This is a genomic window from Streptomyces sp. NPDC050263 (assembly GCF_040655955.1).
GTDB lineage: Bacteria > Actinomycetota > Actinomycetes > Streptomycetales > Streptomycetaceae > Streptomyces.
The window spans coordinates 1-16,022 of record NZ_JBFAKW010000008.1 but is presented as its reverse complement, the minus strand read 5'-3'; the positions used below and the strand labels follow the sequence as shown (position 1 = coordinate 16,022).

The 16,022-nt window shown below is 71.5% G+C and carries 12 protein-coding genes and 1 tRNA gene; 9 read left to right on the top strand and 4 right to left on the bottom strand.

What is annotated here, in order from left to right; translation table 11 throughout:
• The first annotated feature begins 66 nt into the window (after positions 1 to 66).
• From tmk to AB0J04_RS05350, 4 genes are all read left to right on the top strand, one after another.
• Complete coding sequence (gene tmk / locus AB0J04_RS05365; RefSeq protein WP_363167038.1) at positions 67 to 3,225, top strand: dTMP kinase; 3,159 nt, start codon at positions 67 to 69, stop codon at positions 3,223 to 3,225.
• Between the two features lie 96 nt (positions 3,226 to 3,321).
• Positions 3,322 to 4,527, top strand: a complete 1,206-nt coding sequence (locus AB0J04_RS05360) for a DNA polymerase III subunit delta' (protein WP_363167037.1) — start codon at positions 3,322 to 3,324, stop codon at positions 4,525 to 4,527.
• A 91-nt stretch (positions 4,528 to 4,618) separates the two neighbouring features.
• The gene (locus AB0J04_RS05355; RefSeq protein ID WP_363167036.1) at positions 4,619 to 6,223 is read left to right on the top strand and encodes an alpha/beta hydrolase; all 1,605 of its coding nucleotides are present in this window, start codon (positions 4,619 to 4,621) and stop codon (positions 6,221 to 6,223) included.
• A 107-nt stretch (positions 6,224 to 6,330) separates the two neighbouring features.
• Positions 6,331 to 6,404, top strand: a tRNA-Thr gene (locus AB0J04_RS05350).
• Between the two features lie 128 nt (positions 6,405 to 6,532).
• Here the strand turns inward: AB0J04_RS05350 and AB0J04_RS05345 are convergent.
• Positions 6,533 to 8,134 carry a tyrosine-type recombinase/integrase gene (locus AB0J04_RS05345; protein ID WP_363167035.1) on the bottom strand — a complete coding sequence of 534 codons (1,602 nt, stop codon included), beginning with the start codon at positions 8,132 to 8,134 and terminating at the stop codon, positions 6,533 to 6,535.
• The gene (locus tag AB0J04_RS05340; RefSeq protein ID WP_363167034.1) at positions 8,131 to 8,811 is read right to left on the bottom strand and encodes a helix-turn-helix transcriptional regulator; all 681 of its coding nucleotides are present in this window, start codon (positions 8,809 to 8,811) and stop codon (positions 8,131 to 8,133) included. The genes AB0J04_RS05345 and AB0J04_RS05340 overlap by 4 nt, the downstream gene beginning before the upstream one ends.
• A 95-nt stretch (positions 8,812 to 8,906) precedes the next feature.
• Between AB0J04_RS05340 and AB0J04_RS05335 the strand changes: the two genes are divergently transcribed.
• From AB0J04_RS05335 to AB0J04_RS05315, 5 genes are all read left to right on the top strand, one after another.
• Positions 8,907 to 9,137, top strand: coding sequence for a hypothetical protein (locus tag AB0J04_RS05335; RefSeq protein ID WP_363167033.1), 231 nt, complete (start codon positions 8,907 to 8,909; stop codon positions 9,135 to 9,137).
• Positions 9,138 to 9,364: 227 nt separating this feature from the next.
• Positions 9,365 to 10,651, top strand: a complete 1,287-nt coding sequence (locus AB0J04_RS05330) for a DUF3631 domain-containing protein (protein WP_363167032.1) — start codon at positions 9,365 to 9,367, stop codon at positions 10,649 to 10,651.
• A 446-nt stretch (positions 10,652 to 11,097) separates the two neighbouring features.
• Positions 11,098 to 11,889: a DUF2637 domain-containing protein gene (locus AB0J04_RS05325; RefSeq protein ID WP_363167031.1), complete on the top strand. Its 792-nt coding sequence runs from the start codon at positions 11,098 to 11,100 to the stop codon at positions 11,887 to 11,889.
• A 324-nt stretch (positions 11,890 to 12,213) separates the two neighbouring features.
• On the top strand, positions 12,214 to 12,786 hold the full coding sequence (locus tag AB0J04_RS05320) for a MobC family plasmid mobilization relaxosome protein (RefSeq protein ID WP_363167030.1): 573 nt from the start codon (positions 12,214 to 12,216) through the stop codon (positions 12,784 to 12,786).
• Positions 12,783 to 14,516, top strand: coding sequence for a mobilization protein (locus tag AB0J04_RS05315; protein WP_363167029.1), 1,734 nt, complete (start codon positions 12,783 to 12,785; stop codon positions 14,514 to 14,516). The genes AB0J04_RS05320 and AB0J04_RS05315 overlap by 4 nt, the downstream gene beginning before the upstream one ends.
• A gap of 102 nt (positions 14,517 to 14,618) precedes the next feature.
• Here the strand turns inward: AB0J04_RS05315 and AB0J04_RS05310 are convergent, their stop codons facing one another.
• Positions 14,619 to 15,197: an HAD domain-containing protein gene (locus tag AB0J04_RS05310; RefSeq protein WP_363167028.1), complete on the bottom strand. Its 579-nt coding sequence runs from the start codon at positions 15,195 to 15,197 to the stop codon at positions 14,619 to 14,621.
• Between the two features lie 30 nt (positions 15,198 to 15,227).
• Complete coding sequence (locus tag AB0J04_RS05305; protein WP_363167027.1) at positions 15,228 to 15,920, bottom strand: class I SAM-dependent methyltransferase; 693 nt, start codon at positions 15,918 to 15,920, stop codon at positions 15,228 to 15,230.
• Between the last annotated feature and the right edge of the window lie 102 nt (positions 15,921 to 16,022).

Genomic DNA, 16,022 nt, shown 5'->3' with positions numbered 1-16,022 from the left:
TGTCGGGGCGGTCGTACGTGCGGACGGCGGCCACAGGCTGTCAGTCGCGGCCGATAGGCTGAAAGCATGACGCGAGCCGAGCAGCCAACGGCCCACCACCCGGCCCCGGACGACGCCCTGGTGGCGGACTCCCGCGAGCGCGCCGTGCGCGCCCTGTTGCGCGAGCCGCAGCTCAAACGGCTCTGGAGCGCGCAGCTGGTGAGCGGTGTGGGAGACGCCCTCGCACTCCTGGTGTTCGTCCTCCTCGTCCTCCAGGCGGCCATCGCCGAGGGCTCCTTCGGAGGCGGTTACCGAGGCGTGGCGTTCGCAGTGGCGATCGTGTTCGGGGTACGCATTCTGGCCACCCTGCTCTTCGGCGCCGTCCTCCTGGGCCCGTTGACGTCGCTGACCTCGCCGGACGGCCCGCTCGACCGCCGCTGGACCATGGTCGGCGCGGACGGGCTGCGCGCCGCGCTGCTGATCGTCGCGCCCCTGTGGATCGACTGGACGCCGGACGACGCGCTGGCTCTGCTGCTCGTCACGGTGTTCGTGACCGGAGTCGCGGAACGGTTCTGGACGGTCGCCCGGGAGAGCGCGGCCCCGACCCTGCTGCCCGCCCCGCCCCTGGAGGGCGCGACCGTGCGGCCCCTGCCGGACCACATGGACGCCCTGCGCCGGCTGTCGCTGCGCACCGGCTTCGTGACGATCCCGCTGGGCGCGGCCACACTGGTCGTCGCGGCACTGTTCAACAATCTTCTGGGCGCCGGGATCGACTGGTTCGGCCAGCACCAGGCGGCCCTCGCCTCCTATGTCGCCGGCGGGCTCTTCGCCGGATCGCTGTCCATCGTGACGTTCCTGGAACTGCCCGGCGTGCGCGCCCCGCGCGCGCGGTCGCCGCTCGAAGGACTGCGCCGCCCCAGGACCGCCACCGGCGTCGAGGCGGGCCGCACGGGCGCGATCCCCCTCCTGGTCCTCGCCTGCGCCGCCGTCGCCGGGGCGATCTCCGCCTCCGTCGCCGTGGCCGTGCTGCACGCCAAGGACCTGGGCGGCGGCCCGGTGCTGTACGGGCTGCTCGTGCTCGGCCTGACCGGCGGGGTCGTCGTCGGCGTCCGTACGGCGCCGAAGGTGCTGGTGTCGCTGTCACGGCGCCGGCTGCTCGCGCTGGCCATCGCCTTCACCGGCGTGGCGCTGCTGGCCGCCGGGCTGGTCCCGGACGTCACCAGCGTGCTCCTGATCGTGGCCCTGGCCGGCGTCGGCGCGGGCGTCGCCGCCAACACCGGGCACGCGCTGCTCGACCAGGAGACCGAGGACCACCGCCGGACGCGCACCACGGAGCATCTGCACGCGGTCGTGCGGGTCCTGGTGGCGCTGGGCGCGGTGCTCGCCCCGCTGGTCGCGGCGCTCATCGGGCCGCACCGGCTGGAGAACGGCAAGTTCGTCTTCGCGCACGGCGGAGCCGCGTTCACCCTGATGCTGGTCGGAGCGTTGCTGCTGCCGGTGGCCGCCTTGGTGCTGGCCAAGGTCGACGACCGCGCAGGCGTACCCCTGCGGCAGGACCTGAAGGACGCACTGCTGGGCGGCGACGACCCGGTGACGACTCGGGCCGCGACCGGCTTCTTCATCGCCCTGGAGGGCGGCGACGGCGCAGGCAAGTCCACCCAGGCCGAGGCGCTCGCCGAGTGGATCAGGGCGAAGGGCCACGAGGTCGTCCTCACGCGCGAGCCGGGGGCCACGCCCGTGGGCAAGCGGCTGCGGTCGATCCTGCTGGACGTGTCCAGCGCCGGGCTCTCGCACCGCGCGGAGGCGCTGCTGTACGCGGCGGACCGCGCGGAGCACGTCGACACGGTCGTACGGCCCGCCCTGGAGCGCGGCGCGGTGGTGATCACCGACCGGTACGTCGACTCGTCCGTGGCCTACCAGGGCGCGGGCCGCGACCTGTCCCCGACCGAGATCGCGCGGATCTCGCGCTGGGCGACGAACGGCCTGGTGCCGCATCTGACGGTCCTGCTGGACGTCTCCCCGGAGGCCGCCCGCGAGCGCTTCACGGAGGCGCCGGACCGGCTGGAGTCGGAGCCCGCGGAGTTCCACGCGCGCGTGCGCTCCGGTTTCCTCACCCTCGCCGCCGCCGACCCGGGCCGCTACCTGGTGGTCGACGCGGCCCAGGAGCCCGAGGCCGTCACGGCCGTCGTCCGGCACCGGCTCGACCAGCTGCTGCCCCTGTCCGAGGCCGAGATCAAGGCCCAGGAGGAGGCGCGCAGGAAGGCCGAGGAGGAGGCCCGCCGCAAGGCCGAGGAAGAGGCCGCGCGCAAGGCCGAGGAGGAGCGCCTGGAGCGCGAGCGCCAGGAGCAGCTCGCCAAGCTGCGCGCCGAGGAGGAGGAGCGCAAGCGGCGCGAGCTGGAGGAGGCGCAGCGGCGCGAGGCCGAACGGCAGGCCGAGGAGGCGCGGCTGCGCGCCGAGGAGGCACGCAGGCGTGCCGAGGAGGAGCGGGTCCGGCTCCTCGCGGAGGAGAAGGCCCGCGCCGAGGAGGAGGTCCGCCGCAAGGCGGAGGAGGAGCGGCGTCGCAGGCAGGCCGAGGAGGAGGCCCGGCTGCGCGCCGAGGCCGAGGCCCGGCGGCTGGAGAAGCAGCAGAAGGCCGAGGAGGCGCTGGTGCGGGCCGAGCAGGCCCGGCGCGCGGCGGAGCAGGCCGCTGCCGCGGCGCAGGTCGGCCCGAGGCCGGCGCGCCCCACGGCGGCTTCCGCGCCCGTGGCCGCGCCCCCGGAGGCGACCACCGTGCCGACGCCGGTCGTGACTCCGCCGAAAGCGCCGGTCGGGCCGGTGGACGAGACGGCTGTGCTGCCGCCGATCCGCATGGACAAGAAGCCCGAGCAGCCTTCGGCCGACGCCGAGGTGACGGCGGAGCTGCCCCAGCCTCCGATGCCGGCGGGCGCAGCGGACGAGACGGCGGTACTGCCGCCGGTGCGCGCACAGAGCCCCGAGGAGGAGACGGCCGTGCTGCCTCCGGTCCGGGACGAGAACCCTTCGGACCGGGTGCCGCCGGGTTACTTCCGCGACGAGCAGGACGGCGAGGACCGTACGCGCGAGCTGCCGCAGGTCGACGACGCGGGCGCACCCCGGCAGCGGCCGCGGCCGGACTGGGCCGAGGAGACCCCGCTGGACGATCTGCCGTCGCTGGCGGACGAACTCCTGGGCCCGCGCGGGGACGAGGACGGGAACGACGAGGGCCACGGGCGGGGCAGGCGCCGCTGAGGGCCCTGTGGGCCGACCGGCAGTGGCCCGATTGTCAGTGGCTGCCCGCACAATGGAACCGGCAGCGCGAAACGTGACGAAAGGGCGGCGTGACGCATGACCGTGTGGGACGACCTCGTCGGGCAGGAGAAGGTGAGTGAGCAGCTGGCCGCTGCCGCTCGGGACGCCGACGCGCTCGTCACCGCGGCCCACGCCGCCGCCCCGCCGCCGGAGACGTCGAAGATGACGCACGCCTGGCTGTTCACCGGCCCGCCCGGCGCAGGCCGCAGCCAGGCGGCGCGGGCCTTCGCCGCCGCGTTGCAGTGCGTGAGCCCGGACCGGGCGCTCGGCGGCGTCCCGGGCTGCGGCTTCTGCGACGGATGCCATACGGCGCTCGTCGGCACTCACGCCGACGTCAGCACCGTCGCCGCCGTCGGTTCGCAGATCCTCGCCGAGGACATGCGCGACACGGTCCGCAAGTCCTACACCTCGCCCGCCACGGGCCGTTGGCAGATCATCCTCGTGGAGGACGCCGAGCGGCTGAACGAGAAGTCGGCCAACGCCGTCCTGAAGGCGGTCGAGGAGCCCGCCCCGCGGACGGTCTGGCTGATCTGCGCGCCCTCCCTGGAGGACGTGCTGCCGACCATCCGCTCCCGCTGCCGGCACCTGAACCTGCGCACGCCCTCCGTGGACGCCGTCGCCGACATGCTCGTACGGCGCGAGGGCATCGAGCCGGCCGTCGCCGCGGCCGCCGCCCGGGCCACGCAGGGGCACGTCGACCGGGCCCGGCGTCTGGCCACCGACCCCGCCGCGCGCGAGCGCCGCGCGGCGGTGCTGAAGCTGCCCCTGCGCGTCGACGACGTCGGCGGCTGCCTCAGGGCGGCCCAGGAACTGGTCGACGCGGCCACCGAGGACGCCAGACAGCTCGCGGAGGAACGGGACGGCAAGGAGACCGATGAGCTGAAGGCGGCGCTGGGCGCGGTCCAGGGCGGCCGGATGCCGCGCGGCACGGCGGGCGTGATGAAGGACCTGGAGGACAAGCAGAAGCGCCGGCGGACGCGGACGCAGCGCGACAGTCTCGACGTCGCGCTGACCGACCTGACCGCCTTCTACCGTGACGTCCTCGCCCTCCAGCTCGGCTCCCGCATCGCGATCGCCAACGCGGACGCCGAGGACGCCCTGGAGCGGCTCGCCCGCGGCGGCAGCCCCGAGGCCACCCTCCGCCGCATCGAGGCCATCGCCGCGTGCAGACAGGCCCTCGACCGCAATGTGGCGCCGCTGCTGGCCGTCGAGGCGATGACGATGGCGCTGAGAGCGGGGTGACAGCGACGCCCGTGGGTTGACGGGGTCGCTCGTCCGTGGCACTTCACGTACGGACGGCGTTTATGTCGTTGCGCAGAGTTACGCTCGCTTGATGCACATCAGGCGCTCTCTCCGCAGGTCCCACAGGTCCCGCAGGTCGCGTACCGGCGTCGCCTTCCTGTCGCTCGCCGCGCTGCTCGTGTCCGCCGTCTCCGGCTGCTCCGCCGAGGCGTCGTCGACTTCCACCGGTTCGACGGCGATGGCGGCGCTCGCCGCGCTGCCGCAGGCCACGCCGTCGGCGCTCGCGCCGTACTACGGGCAGAAGCTGAACTGGCGCGACTGCGGTGTCCCCGGCTTCGAGTGCGCCACGATGAAGGCGCCGCTCGACTACGCAGAGCCGGACGCGGGCGATGTCCGGCTCGCGGTCGAGCGCAGGAAGGCGACAGGCCCGGGCAAGCGGCTCGGCTCCCTGCTGGTCAACCCGGGCGGCCCGGGCGGCTCGGCGGTCGCCTACCTCCAGCAGTACGCAGGCATCGGCTACCCCGCCGCGGTCCGCGCCCGCTACGACATGGTCGCCGTCGACCCGCGCGGCGTGGCCTCCAGCGAGGCCGTGGAGTGCCTCGACGGGCGCGCGATGGACGCGTACACGCAGACGGACACCACGCCCGACGACCAGCGGGAGACTGGCGAACTCGTCGACGCGTACCAGGAGTTCGCGGAGGGCTGCGGGGCGCGTTCGGCGCGGCTGCTGCGGCACGTGTCCACCGTGGAGGCGGCCCGTGACATGGACATCCTGCGGGCGCTCCTGGGCGAGGGGAAGCTGACGTACGTCGGCGCGTCCTACGGGACGTTCCTCGGGGCGACGTACGCGGGGCTGTTCCCGGACCGGGTGGGCCGCCTCGTCCTGGACGGGGCGATGGACCCGTCGCTGCCCGCCCGCCGACTGAACCTGGACCAGACGGCCGGCTTCGAGACGGCGTTCCAGTCCTTCGCGAAGGACTGCGTACGGCAGCCCGACTGCCCGCTCGGCCGCAAGGGCGCCGCCCCCGCCAAGGTCGGCGAGAACCTCAAGGCCTTCTTCGCGAAACTCGACCGGCGTCCGATCCCGGCCGGCGACCCCGACGGCCGCAAGCTCGGCGAGGCCCTCGCCACCACCGGGGTGATCGCGGCGATGTACGACGAGAGCACGTGGGAGCAGTTGCGCGAGGCGCTGAACTCGGCGATGAAGGAGAACGACGGCTCCGGCCTGCTCGTCCTCTCCGACAGCTACTACGAGCGGGACGCCGAGGGCCGCTACGCCAACCTGATGGCCGCCAACGCGGCCGTGAACTGCCTCGACCTCCCTGCGGCCTTCACCACCCCCGACCAGGTGGAGAAGGCGCTGCCGTCCTTCGAGAAGGCGTCCCCGGTCTTCGGCGAGGGCCTCGCCTGGGCCTCCCTGAACTGCGCGTACTGGCCGGTCAGGGCCACGGGTGAACCGCACCGCATCGAGGCGAGGGGCGCCGCCCCGATCGTCGTCGTCGGCACCACCCGCGACCCGGCGACCCCGTACCGCTGGGCCCGCTCCCTCGCCGTCCAGCTCGCCTCGGCCCGCCTCCTCACCTACGAGGGCGACGGCCACACGGCCTACGGCCGGGGCAGCGACTGCATCGACTCGGCGATCGACGCCTACCTGCTCCGCGGAACCCCTCCGACGAAGGGAAAACGCTGCTCATAGCCCCGCCGCCGACGCCGCGCACCCTGCCCCCGAGGCCGGTGCGGAGCACCCCCCGAAACTGTGTAGACTTACCGACGTTGCTGATCGCACCATAGTGCGGACAGCGCGCCGCCTTAGCTCAGATGGCCAGAGCAACGCACTCGTAATGCGTAGGTCTCGGGTTCGAATCCCGAAGGCGGCTCTGAAAAAGCCCAGGTCACATAGCCCGTGACCTGGGCTTTTGTGTTGCTCGGGGCATGACGCGTCACACGGCCGGGGTGCCGCGAGATGGCTTGCGTGAGCGATGCGTGAGCGGAGCGGTCAGGTGCCCTACTTCTTCGGCTTCTTCCGCTTGCCCTTCTTCTTGGCCCTGGCCTCGGCTTTCGCCTTGGCCGCCGCCTTCTGGACGGCCTTACGGGCCTCTTCCGCCTCGGTCTTGCGCTGAAGCGGGACCAGCCTGGCGGTGGCCTCGGCCGCGTTCTTGCCGACCTGCGGCAGGACGCTCTGGTAAATGTCCCGCGTGATGCGGGTGTCGCTGTGCCCGAGAGTGTCCGACACGATCTTCACGTCGATGCCGGCGGCGAGCATGAGCGTGGCCGCTCCGTGCCGGAGGTCGTGCAGCCGGATCGGCGGGAGGCCGGAGGCGGCGACGAGGCGCTCGAAGAGGTCGGTCACCTTCCCGGGATGGAGCCAGGAGCCGTCTTCCTGCGTGAAGACCATGCCGGTCTCGACCCAGGCCGGTCCCCACTCCTCGCGGTCCGCGTCCTGCTGTTCGCGGTGCCGCTTCAGGACGTTGACGGTGTCGTCGTCGAGCGCGACCACGCGGAAGCCGCTGTCCGTCTTGGGCTCGGAGGTCTCGACCTCCCACCCGTCCTGGACGAGCTGGGCGGAGACGGTCAGGGAGTGGTCATCGAGGTTGGTCTCCGACCAGGGCTGCGCGCATGCCTCGCCCCTCCGCAGGCCGCGGAAAGCGATCAGGTGCCACATCGCGTACAGCCGGTCCTCCGCGAGGAAGTCGAGGAACGCGCCTGTCTGTTCGGGCGTCCAGACCATGACGGGCGAGGGCTTCTCGCCCGTCTGCTCCCACCTGGCGACCCGCGCGTCCGTCCACACCAGAGCCTTCGGCTTGCGCACAGGATCGAGCTCGACGTGCGCCGCCGGGTTGAAGGTGAGGATCTGCTGGCCGATCGCGTCGTTCAACGCAGACCGCAGCGTCGCCTTGATGCGCAGCCGGGTAGCCGGACCGGTCACACGCCGGAACGGAGGCATGGCATCGATCGCCGTCTTCATCACCTTGCGGCGGGCGCGGTTGCCCGCGCCCTTCCACGGCACGGTGGCCAACTCCTCCACCGCGGCCCGGCGCTGGGCGTTCTGCTCCAGGATCTCGGCATTACCGTCGGCTATGGCCGTGAACATGTCGCTGAGATGGCTCACACGCAGGCGGTCGAGACGGTGGTGGCCGATCCGAGGCTTCAAATGGAACCGGATATCGGTCTCGTAGCGGGTGAGCCCCGACTTGCGGATGCGCTTGCCGTCGAGCCACCGATCGAGCCACTCGCCGACGGTCAGACGGCCGATCAGGTCCTGACCGGACTTCAGGCGCCGCCGGGTCTCCTCGACATCCGGCAGTGGCGACTTCTCATCGCCGACCTCCTCCAGCATGGCGGCGATCAGCGCCATGCCCTCGGGGTCGTCGGTGTCGGCGAGGCCGAGCAGGGCGCGTATGTGGTCGAGGTCGGCCTGGGCCGCCTTCAGGGAGTCGTAGCCGGCGCGGCTGAAGGAGCGGCGGGTGCCGTCTTCGCGGGGCGGGAGCTCCTGGCGTATGGAGTACGAGCCGTGCTTGCGGCTGGAGAGCTTCGGGCACTGCTTACCGAGCGGCTTACCGGTGTGGGCGTCGCGGCAGTAGCAGCGGCGGTGGGTGGAACCCTTCAAAGATCGTTCTCCTCTGGGGTGTCGCCGACGGGTGGGTCGACGTCGGCGAGTTCTGGTGGCAGGTGCGGTGGTGTGCCGCCGTCTTCGCGGATGAAGGCGCGGGCGCTGCGGAGCCGGTACTTGGCTTCCAACGCCCTTTCGGCGTAGTCGGCTTGGGCGAGTACGGCTTCCTCGCGTTCGGTCTGGTTGGGTGCCGTCTCGGCCTTCCAACGCTCGTGCTTCTCGCCCTTCAGGGCGGCCAGGGCGGCGCGCTGATAGCGGACGTGGGCGCGGAAGGAGCGGAGCATGTCGTCTTCCATGCCGAAGTCCTCGCTGTCGCCGGTGAACCAGCGCATGGCGTCCCAGGTCGGATCGGAGTGCTGCAGGGGAAGGCGCTGGACTCGGTCGACGTAGCCGACGGGGTAGAGCAGGCGGATCGGGTAGGTCCGCAGGGCTTCGGCGAGGACGAGGACGTCGACCAAGGGCAGGCCGGCGCGGCGGCCGGACTCCATGTTGGCGATCACGTTGCGCGGGATCGGATGACCGATCTCCTCGCAGCGGTCAGCCAGGTCCTGGGCGCTCATGCGTAGCTCCTTCCTGCGTCTGCGGACCTCGGCGGCCACCGTGGCCATCACCTGATCCACCCACTCCGGGACGTCGTCCTCGTCATCTCTAGGATCAAAACGGCGTTGTGTCATGGAGACACATTAGCTTCCCGATGATGGTTAGTGATCGCCTGGAGCCGGACGTGATGCCGCGTTCGCCGAGGGCTCACTCATGAACGGAGCGCTGGATGCGCGACAACGAGACCGCCGAGCAGGCCAAGGGCATGACGCGAGCGGAGCTGCTGGCCCTGCCCGCCGCCGTTGACCTGGACACCGGCAATCGGGCGCTCGGGCTGGGGCGGAGCAAGGGCTATGAGCTGGCCAAGCGCGGTCAGTACCCCTGCAAGGTCCTGCGGCTGGGCAAGGCGTACCGCGTCGTGACCTCCGACCTGTTGAACCTGCTCGGCCTGGCCGCATGACCAGCCCTGCCCATAGCAGACGCTTCTGCGCTGAGCTGACACAGAAACGCTGGACTGTCGCCGGGGGTGGACGTACTGTCCGTGTTCCCTCGCCCTGGCCAAGGAAGCGAGAAAGCCCCCGGCGGGCCAACGCCGGAGGCTCAGCACACTCCACTGCCCGCATTCCAACGAACGACCTGCGTGAGTCGGGCCTGCATGCCCGACGTCACCGGATAAGGAGCTGCCCTGTGCAACCTACGACACCCGAGCCCTATTCCGCACCCGGCAAGGCGGTATGGCCGACGGTCGCGGTGCCCGGCCGGGCCGGCCATGCGCCCGAAGCCGCCCCGGCGGCCGATGAGCGGGCGCCGGATACGGTTCCGGTGGATCAGCCCGCTGAGGAAGCGGTGCCGGATCCAGAGCCGACGTACGGCTCCGAGCTGCTGAACGAACTGCGTGCCCAGATAGCCCAGTTCGTGATCCTGCCCTCCCAGCAGGCACTGGACGCGGTCACGCTGTGGGTCGCGGCGACGCACCTGCAGCCCGCGTGGCAGCACGCCCCGCGCCTGGCGGTGGTCGGGCCGGCGAAGCGGTGCGGCAAGTCACGGCTCCTGGACGTGCTGACCGAGACGGTCCACGAGCCGATGCTCACCATCAACACCACGCCCGCGGCAATCTTCCGCTCCATCACCGACGAGCCGCCCACGCTCCTGGTGGACGAGGCGGATACCATCTTCGGCACCCCGAAGCAGGCGGAGAAGAACGAGGAGATGCGCGGCCTGCTCAACGCCGGTCACCAGCGCAACCGCTACGTCACCCGCGTCGTTGGCAACGACCACACCCCGCACCGGTTCGCCACCTTCGCCATGGCGGCCCTGGCCGGGATCGGTGACCTGCCCGACACGATCATGGACCGGTCGGTCGTCATCCGCATGCGCCGCCGGGCGGAGGGCGAGAGCGTCAAGCCCTTCCGCTCCCGCCGCGACATCCCGGCCCTTCACGATCTGCGGGACCGTATCGCCGCCTGGGCCAGGCCGCTGCTGGACGAGGCGGCGGATCTGGAACCGGCGATGCCGGTGGAGGACCGCGCTGCCGACACCTGGGAGCCCCTGGTGATCGTCGCCGACCTTGCTGCCGGGTCCTGGCCCCGCCGTGCCCGCGAGGCGTGTGCGCGCATGGTGGCTGCGGAGATCGAGGCCGAGGAGGACCAGCCCGGCGAGGCCCGGATCCTCGCCGACATCCGCAGGGTCTTCGTCGCCCAGCGCGAGGTCGACAGCCTCTCCACGGACGAGCTGCTGCACCACCTGCGGCAGAACGCCGAGAGCCCGTGGGCGGAATGGGGGCGCCACGGGCTGAGCTCCCGCGAACTGGCGGCGATGCTGCGCCGGTACGACATCAAGCCCGGCAACGTCCGCCTCGCCGACGGAACCCAGCGCAAGGGCTACATGCGCCACAAGTTCCTCGACGCATGGCGGCGCTACTGCCCCACCGTTCACTCAGTGAACGCCGAGCCCACCGCCCCCGCCTCGGGCTGAGCCCCGCATCCCCCGGTGGCCGTCCCTGCCGTCCCTGCCGTGATCTCGCAGGTCACACGGCATGCGGCCGGGACGGAAGCCGGGGCCAAGACGGAAACGCGATCATGATGACCGCGCTGCCGCCGTCAGGACGCTGCCCGGATCCGTCTTGTGCCGTCCCGCGCGTCCCCGCCGTATCAACGCAGGTCAAGCCCCTGTAGGTCGGGACGGCACGAGGCAACTGCGCCGTCCTGACCGACAAGGGCACGCCGAGTCGCCACACGGCGGAAGACACCGTCAACGCCTCCGGTACGGCAGATCGAGGCCCTGCCGTACCGGCCCTGACCTGCGCTTGCAACGGCCAAGACGGCCAAGACGGATCACCCCGCCCAACCCCAGGAGCACCCCGCTTGACCCACCCCTCCACACCCACCCCCCGGGACCACCGGCCCGACGAAGGACAACCGATGATGACCAAGGAGGATGCCGAGCGATACGCGCTCTTTGCAGCAGGCGTTGTCATCGTGGCCCTCACCGCCGGCGGGTTCTGGCTCTCGTACGCCCACCTCGCCGAGGTCGCCGGACAGCACGGGCTCCGTAGCTCCCCGGTCCGCCAGTGGGCCTGGCCCGCCACCCTGGACGCCTTCATCGTCGCGGGCGAGCTGCTCATGCTCCGCGCGGGCCTGCGCCAGGTGACCGACTGGTGGGCCATCGTTCTCACCGCCACCGGATCGGTCGGTTCCATCGCGCTCAACGTAGCCGGGGTCAACGGCACAGGCAGTGCTGGCACCGTGCCACGGCTCGACTACGTGGTCGCCGCGGTTCCCCCGACCGCCGCACTGCTGGCCTTCGGTGTCCTGATGCGGCAGATCCACCAACTCGTGGGCCAACCCGCAGTCCATCCGGACACCGCTTCCGTCCAGGCGCCGGAACTACGAGTCACCGCGTCCGCGAAGCCCGCCGAGCCTGTCCAGCCCACTGAGGTTCCGGCTGCCGTATCCGTCCAGCTGCCGGAACCCCCTCCCGGGGTTGCGGAGAGCAGGCCGCGCGGCGGCCGTCCACCGAAAGCCACGGTCGAGGAGCTCGTGGAGATCGGCCGGACCGCCCTTGCTGAGCACGGCACGCTCAGCCGGGACCTGCTCCGGAAGGCCATCAAGGACAGGGACTTGACGATCGGAAGTGAGCGGCAGACCGAGGTGATGAAGATCCTCCGGCCTGAAATCGAAGCCGCTGCCGGGACCGGTCCAGACAGCAGCTGACCGGAATTCCTACGGGGTGACCGGAACCCCTTCCGGTCACCCCGGCGAGCCCAGTACGCCACACTCGCCGCCCGCCTCTCCACACCTGTGGATGGCGCGCTGGCCACCAGCACTCCGCCAGTCTTTCCCGCCCCTTTCGGAGAACCGCCCGTGACGCACGACCCGCACCGCTCCGACCACACTCCCGATGAGCCGCTGCCGCTGGCGAAGTCCCCTACGCTGATGGGGCGTTTGCGGCAGGCGTTCGGGTGGGCTGCCCCTGGCGGAGCCAGTAGTACCCCGAGTCCGACTGAAGGCCGGTCTTCGGGGATCTCCGCCCCGGGGGTGGCGGAGGAGGCCCAGCGCCAGGGGGCGCCAGGCCAGGGGGTCGGGGCGGAGGGCGGCCCCGACCCGGACACGCTCCACGCCGTCCAGCGCGAGATCCTCCGCCCCGTACGTGAAGACGTTCCCGCCGCCGGCGAGCCCACCGTGAAGAGCGTGCAGCCCACGATCCGCCGCTTCACCGGCGAAAAACGCGATGCACGCGTCGGCCCTCTACGGTTCCTCGACGAGGAGCGTGCCCGCCTCCGGGACGTCGCCGCCGAGCACGGTTACAAGGGCGACTCCGGCTTCGCCGCCGACGTGGTCCTCGCCTTCGTCACCGGCCGCTTCACCGCGAACCTGCCGCTGTCCGCGGACCGCCGCCGCACCCACCACTTCCGCGCGCAGGTGCTGCGCCAGCTCAACCGCATCGGCGTCAACGTCAACCAGATCGCCCGCGCCCTCAACAGCGACTACACGCCAACCGACATCCGCCAGCACCTGACCGAGCTCCAGCAGCTCCTGGAGCTGATCGCCGAGGCCCTGCGCCAGCCCGCTGAGCTGGCCGAGCCGGAAGCAGAGGAGGTGTCCGCGTGATCGCCGCCATCAAACCGGCCGGGTCCAACACCCGTGGCCTGCTCGCCTACCTCTACGGCCCCGGCCGCCAGGACGAGCACCTTGACCCGCACATCGTCGCGGGCTTCGCGATGCTCGGCATGCCTGACCCGGGCCGCGACGAGAGCGCCACCCTCACCGAACTCGCCCGCTACCTCGACGAGCCCGTACGGCTGCGCAACAGCGAGTTCGGACGCAAGGTCACCGACCACGTGTGGCACTGCCCCGTGCGCGCCGCACCCGAAGACCGCTGCCTCTCCGACGCCGAATGGGGCGAGATAGCCCAGCGCATCGTCGAGGCCGCCGGCATCGCTCCGCCAGGCGACGACCTGGCCTGCCGCTGGATCGCCGTACGCCACGCTGACGACCACATCCACGTCCTGGCCACCACCGTCCGCGAGGACGGCCGGCGCCCCAAACTCCACGACAGTGGCATCCGCGTCGGTGACGCCTGCCGCGAGATCGAAAAGGACTACGGGCTCAGGAAGTTGAAGAAGGGTGACCGCACCGGCACCCGCCGCCCCACCCAAGCCGAGATGCACAAGGCGCAGCGCCTCGGTTGGGAGCAGACCAGCCCGCAGTGGCTCGAAGATCGCATCCGCGCAGCCATTCCTCACGCTCGCACGGCCGAAGAACTCCTCGCTTACCTCGAAGCCGACGGCGTCGCGATCAAGCCCAGGCGCGGGCCCTCTGGAGATCTCCTCGGCTACGTCGCCGGACGCCCCGGCGACCTCAACGAGAAGGGGGAACAGATCTTCCACCCAGGCAAAAGGATCGCCCCGGACCTCACCCTGCCCAAACTGCGGGCCCGCCTGGAAGCCGTCGTACCCGAAGAGCACCCCACAGCCCGCCGCAACAAGCCCACCACCCCCTGGCAGCAGGCCACCGACGCCCTCGACACCTTCCACACCCAACTCACCGACACCACCGGCGCCGACAGCGGCGACGAACGCTCCCAGGCCCACGTCGCCGCCCTCGGCGAACTCATCGAAGCCACCGCCCAGCAGGCGCCGGTCAACCTGCGTGCCGAACTCGACGCCGCAGCAAAGGCGTTCGCCCGCGCCCAGCGATCCCAGATCCGCACACAAGACCGGGCCGCCGACGCCGTACGCATCGCAGCCCGCGACATCATCAACACCGCCACCGGACCGGACGGCAGCGCCCTCGCCGTCCTGATCGCAGCCCTCGTCTGGTCCGCGATCCTCTCCAGGCGCTGGCACGAGGCCAAGCAGCACGCCCACCAGGCCGATGCCGCCCGTCAGGCCCTCCACCACCTCCAGACCGCCGCCGACCGCGCCATGAGCCCCGTGCTCGCCGAACTGGAACACCGACAGCCCAAGGAACAGGCCCGCCTCACCCTGACCCGCGACGTGCGCGCCGCCGTCCCCAACCACGCCGCGCGCATCCTCGCCGACCCCAGCTGGCCCGCCCTGGCCACCGTCCTCGCCGACGCCGAAGCACGCGGCCACCAACCCCACCAGCTCCTCAAGGAGGCCGCCGCGCAACGCGAACTGAACACCGCCCGTCAGCCCGCCCGCGTCCTGATCACCCGCATCCAGCACACTGGCCGAAACCCGGCCCCCAACCGCCGTGCCGAGGCAGCTCGCCGACGCTCGACCATTTCAGGCGCGGTCCCCACCCCGCAGATTCATACCCCCCAGCCCGCAGCGGCGACGACACCTGCTGAACAGCAGCACCGACAGCGGCGGTAGAAGCCAAGCGCCCGATGCGCCCAGCTGGTACTGCCAAGTCAGGCTGATGCCCTCGCCGTTTGCGGTGGCGAGGGCATCAGCGCGCCCTGGGGCTTGTCTCCACTACGCGGCTTCGGCTTCAAGTGGAACTCCTGGGACATCAGCCTGCGCGACCGGCAGCAGCGCGGCCCACGCCAGGACCTCGACCAGGTGCTCGGCCAGCAGCCCAACGTGGGGATCAGGCTGGACAAGCGCGGTCGCCTGGCCGCGGCCGGTGCGTTCTGCAGCCCATTCGTGGTCGAGGTTGGTGAAGTCGTCGTCGATCCAGATGACGGGCGCGTCGCCGAGCCAGACGTCGACGTGGTCGCGTTTCCAGAGGTAGCCGTTGGGGTGGCTGGTCGTGATCTGCGGACGTGGCAGGTCGACGTACGGCATGGGCAGGAGGCTGAGGAGTGGGCCGATGATCGTGCTGGCGTCCTGACGCCAGCTGGTGCACCAGACGGGGGTCACCAGACCGGTCTGCATCACCTGCATGAGCAAGTGGCCGTGCGCAGGGTTGAGCCAGATGGCGACCGGGTCGTCGGCGGCGCGGCCAGTGGGCACGACGTCGTGGCGGGCGTGGGTGGCCGGGCCAGCCCCCACCGTGTCCGGGAAGGGGATTAGGACGCCGTCGACGTCGAGGAGCAGGTAGGGCAGGCGCATGGGTTTCTCCCAGGGGAGCAGGGGTGGGGGTCAGAGCTTGCGCGCGGTGATCAGCAGGGTGGTGGGCCAGCGGCCATGGCGGACGTCGTGGAACTCCTGGGCCGAGGTGAGCCAGAGGCCGGCGCGGTCGAGGTGTTTCTCCCAGCGGGCGGCGTCGAAGTCCCAGCGGGCGATGGGGAGTCGGGTGCGGTCGGGCAGGGTGACGTAGTCGCGGCGGGGCCGGTCGTCGGCAGCGGGGCGTAGGTCGCCGCGTTGAGGGTGAGGGACGGAGAAGGCGAGGGTGCACCCGGGTTTGAGATGGTGGGCGATGGCCGGGAGTAGGAGCTCCGGGGCGACGAGTCCGATGGCTCCGAAGACGGAGTAGAAGGCGTCGAAGTGTTCGTCGGAGGCTTGCAGGTAATGCAGGGCGTGGCCGGCGACGAAGGTCAGGTTGGTCAGTCGGCCGTAGTGCGAGCGGGCTCGGCGGACCTGGAGGCCGACAAGGTCGACGCCGGTGACCTGGGCGCCGTATCGCGTGGCGAGGTAGGCAGCGTTGTGGCCCGGGCCGCAGCCGAGTTCCGCCACGCGCTTGCGGCGCAGGTCCGGGCCGAGGATCTCGGCACCGGGCCCGCTGCCCGGACGTGTGGTCCACTCCATCCGTGCGGGCACGGTCAGCGGCTCGGCTGGGCTGGCCGTGGTGCGTTGGAGGGCGTGGACGTACCAGGGGGAAGCGTGGGCGAGCATCTAGACCCAATGCCGTGTAGTTAGCGCTCGCTGTCGAGTGTCAAGGGGTGCGGGTGGTCAGGATGTCGATGCTGATGGTGGCTTTGTAGCTGGTTCGGTCGA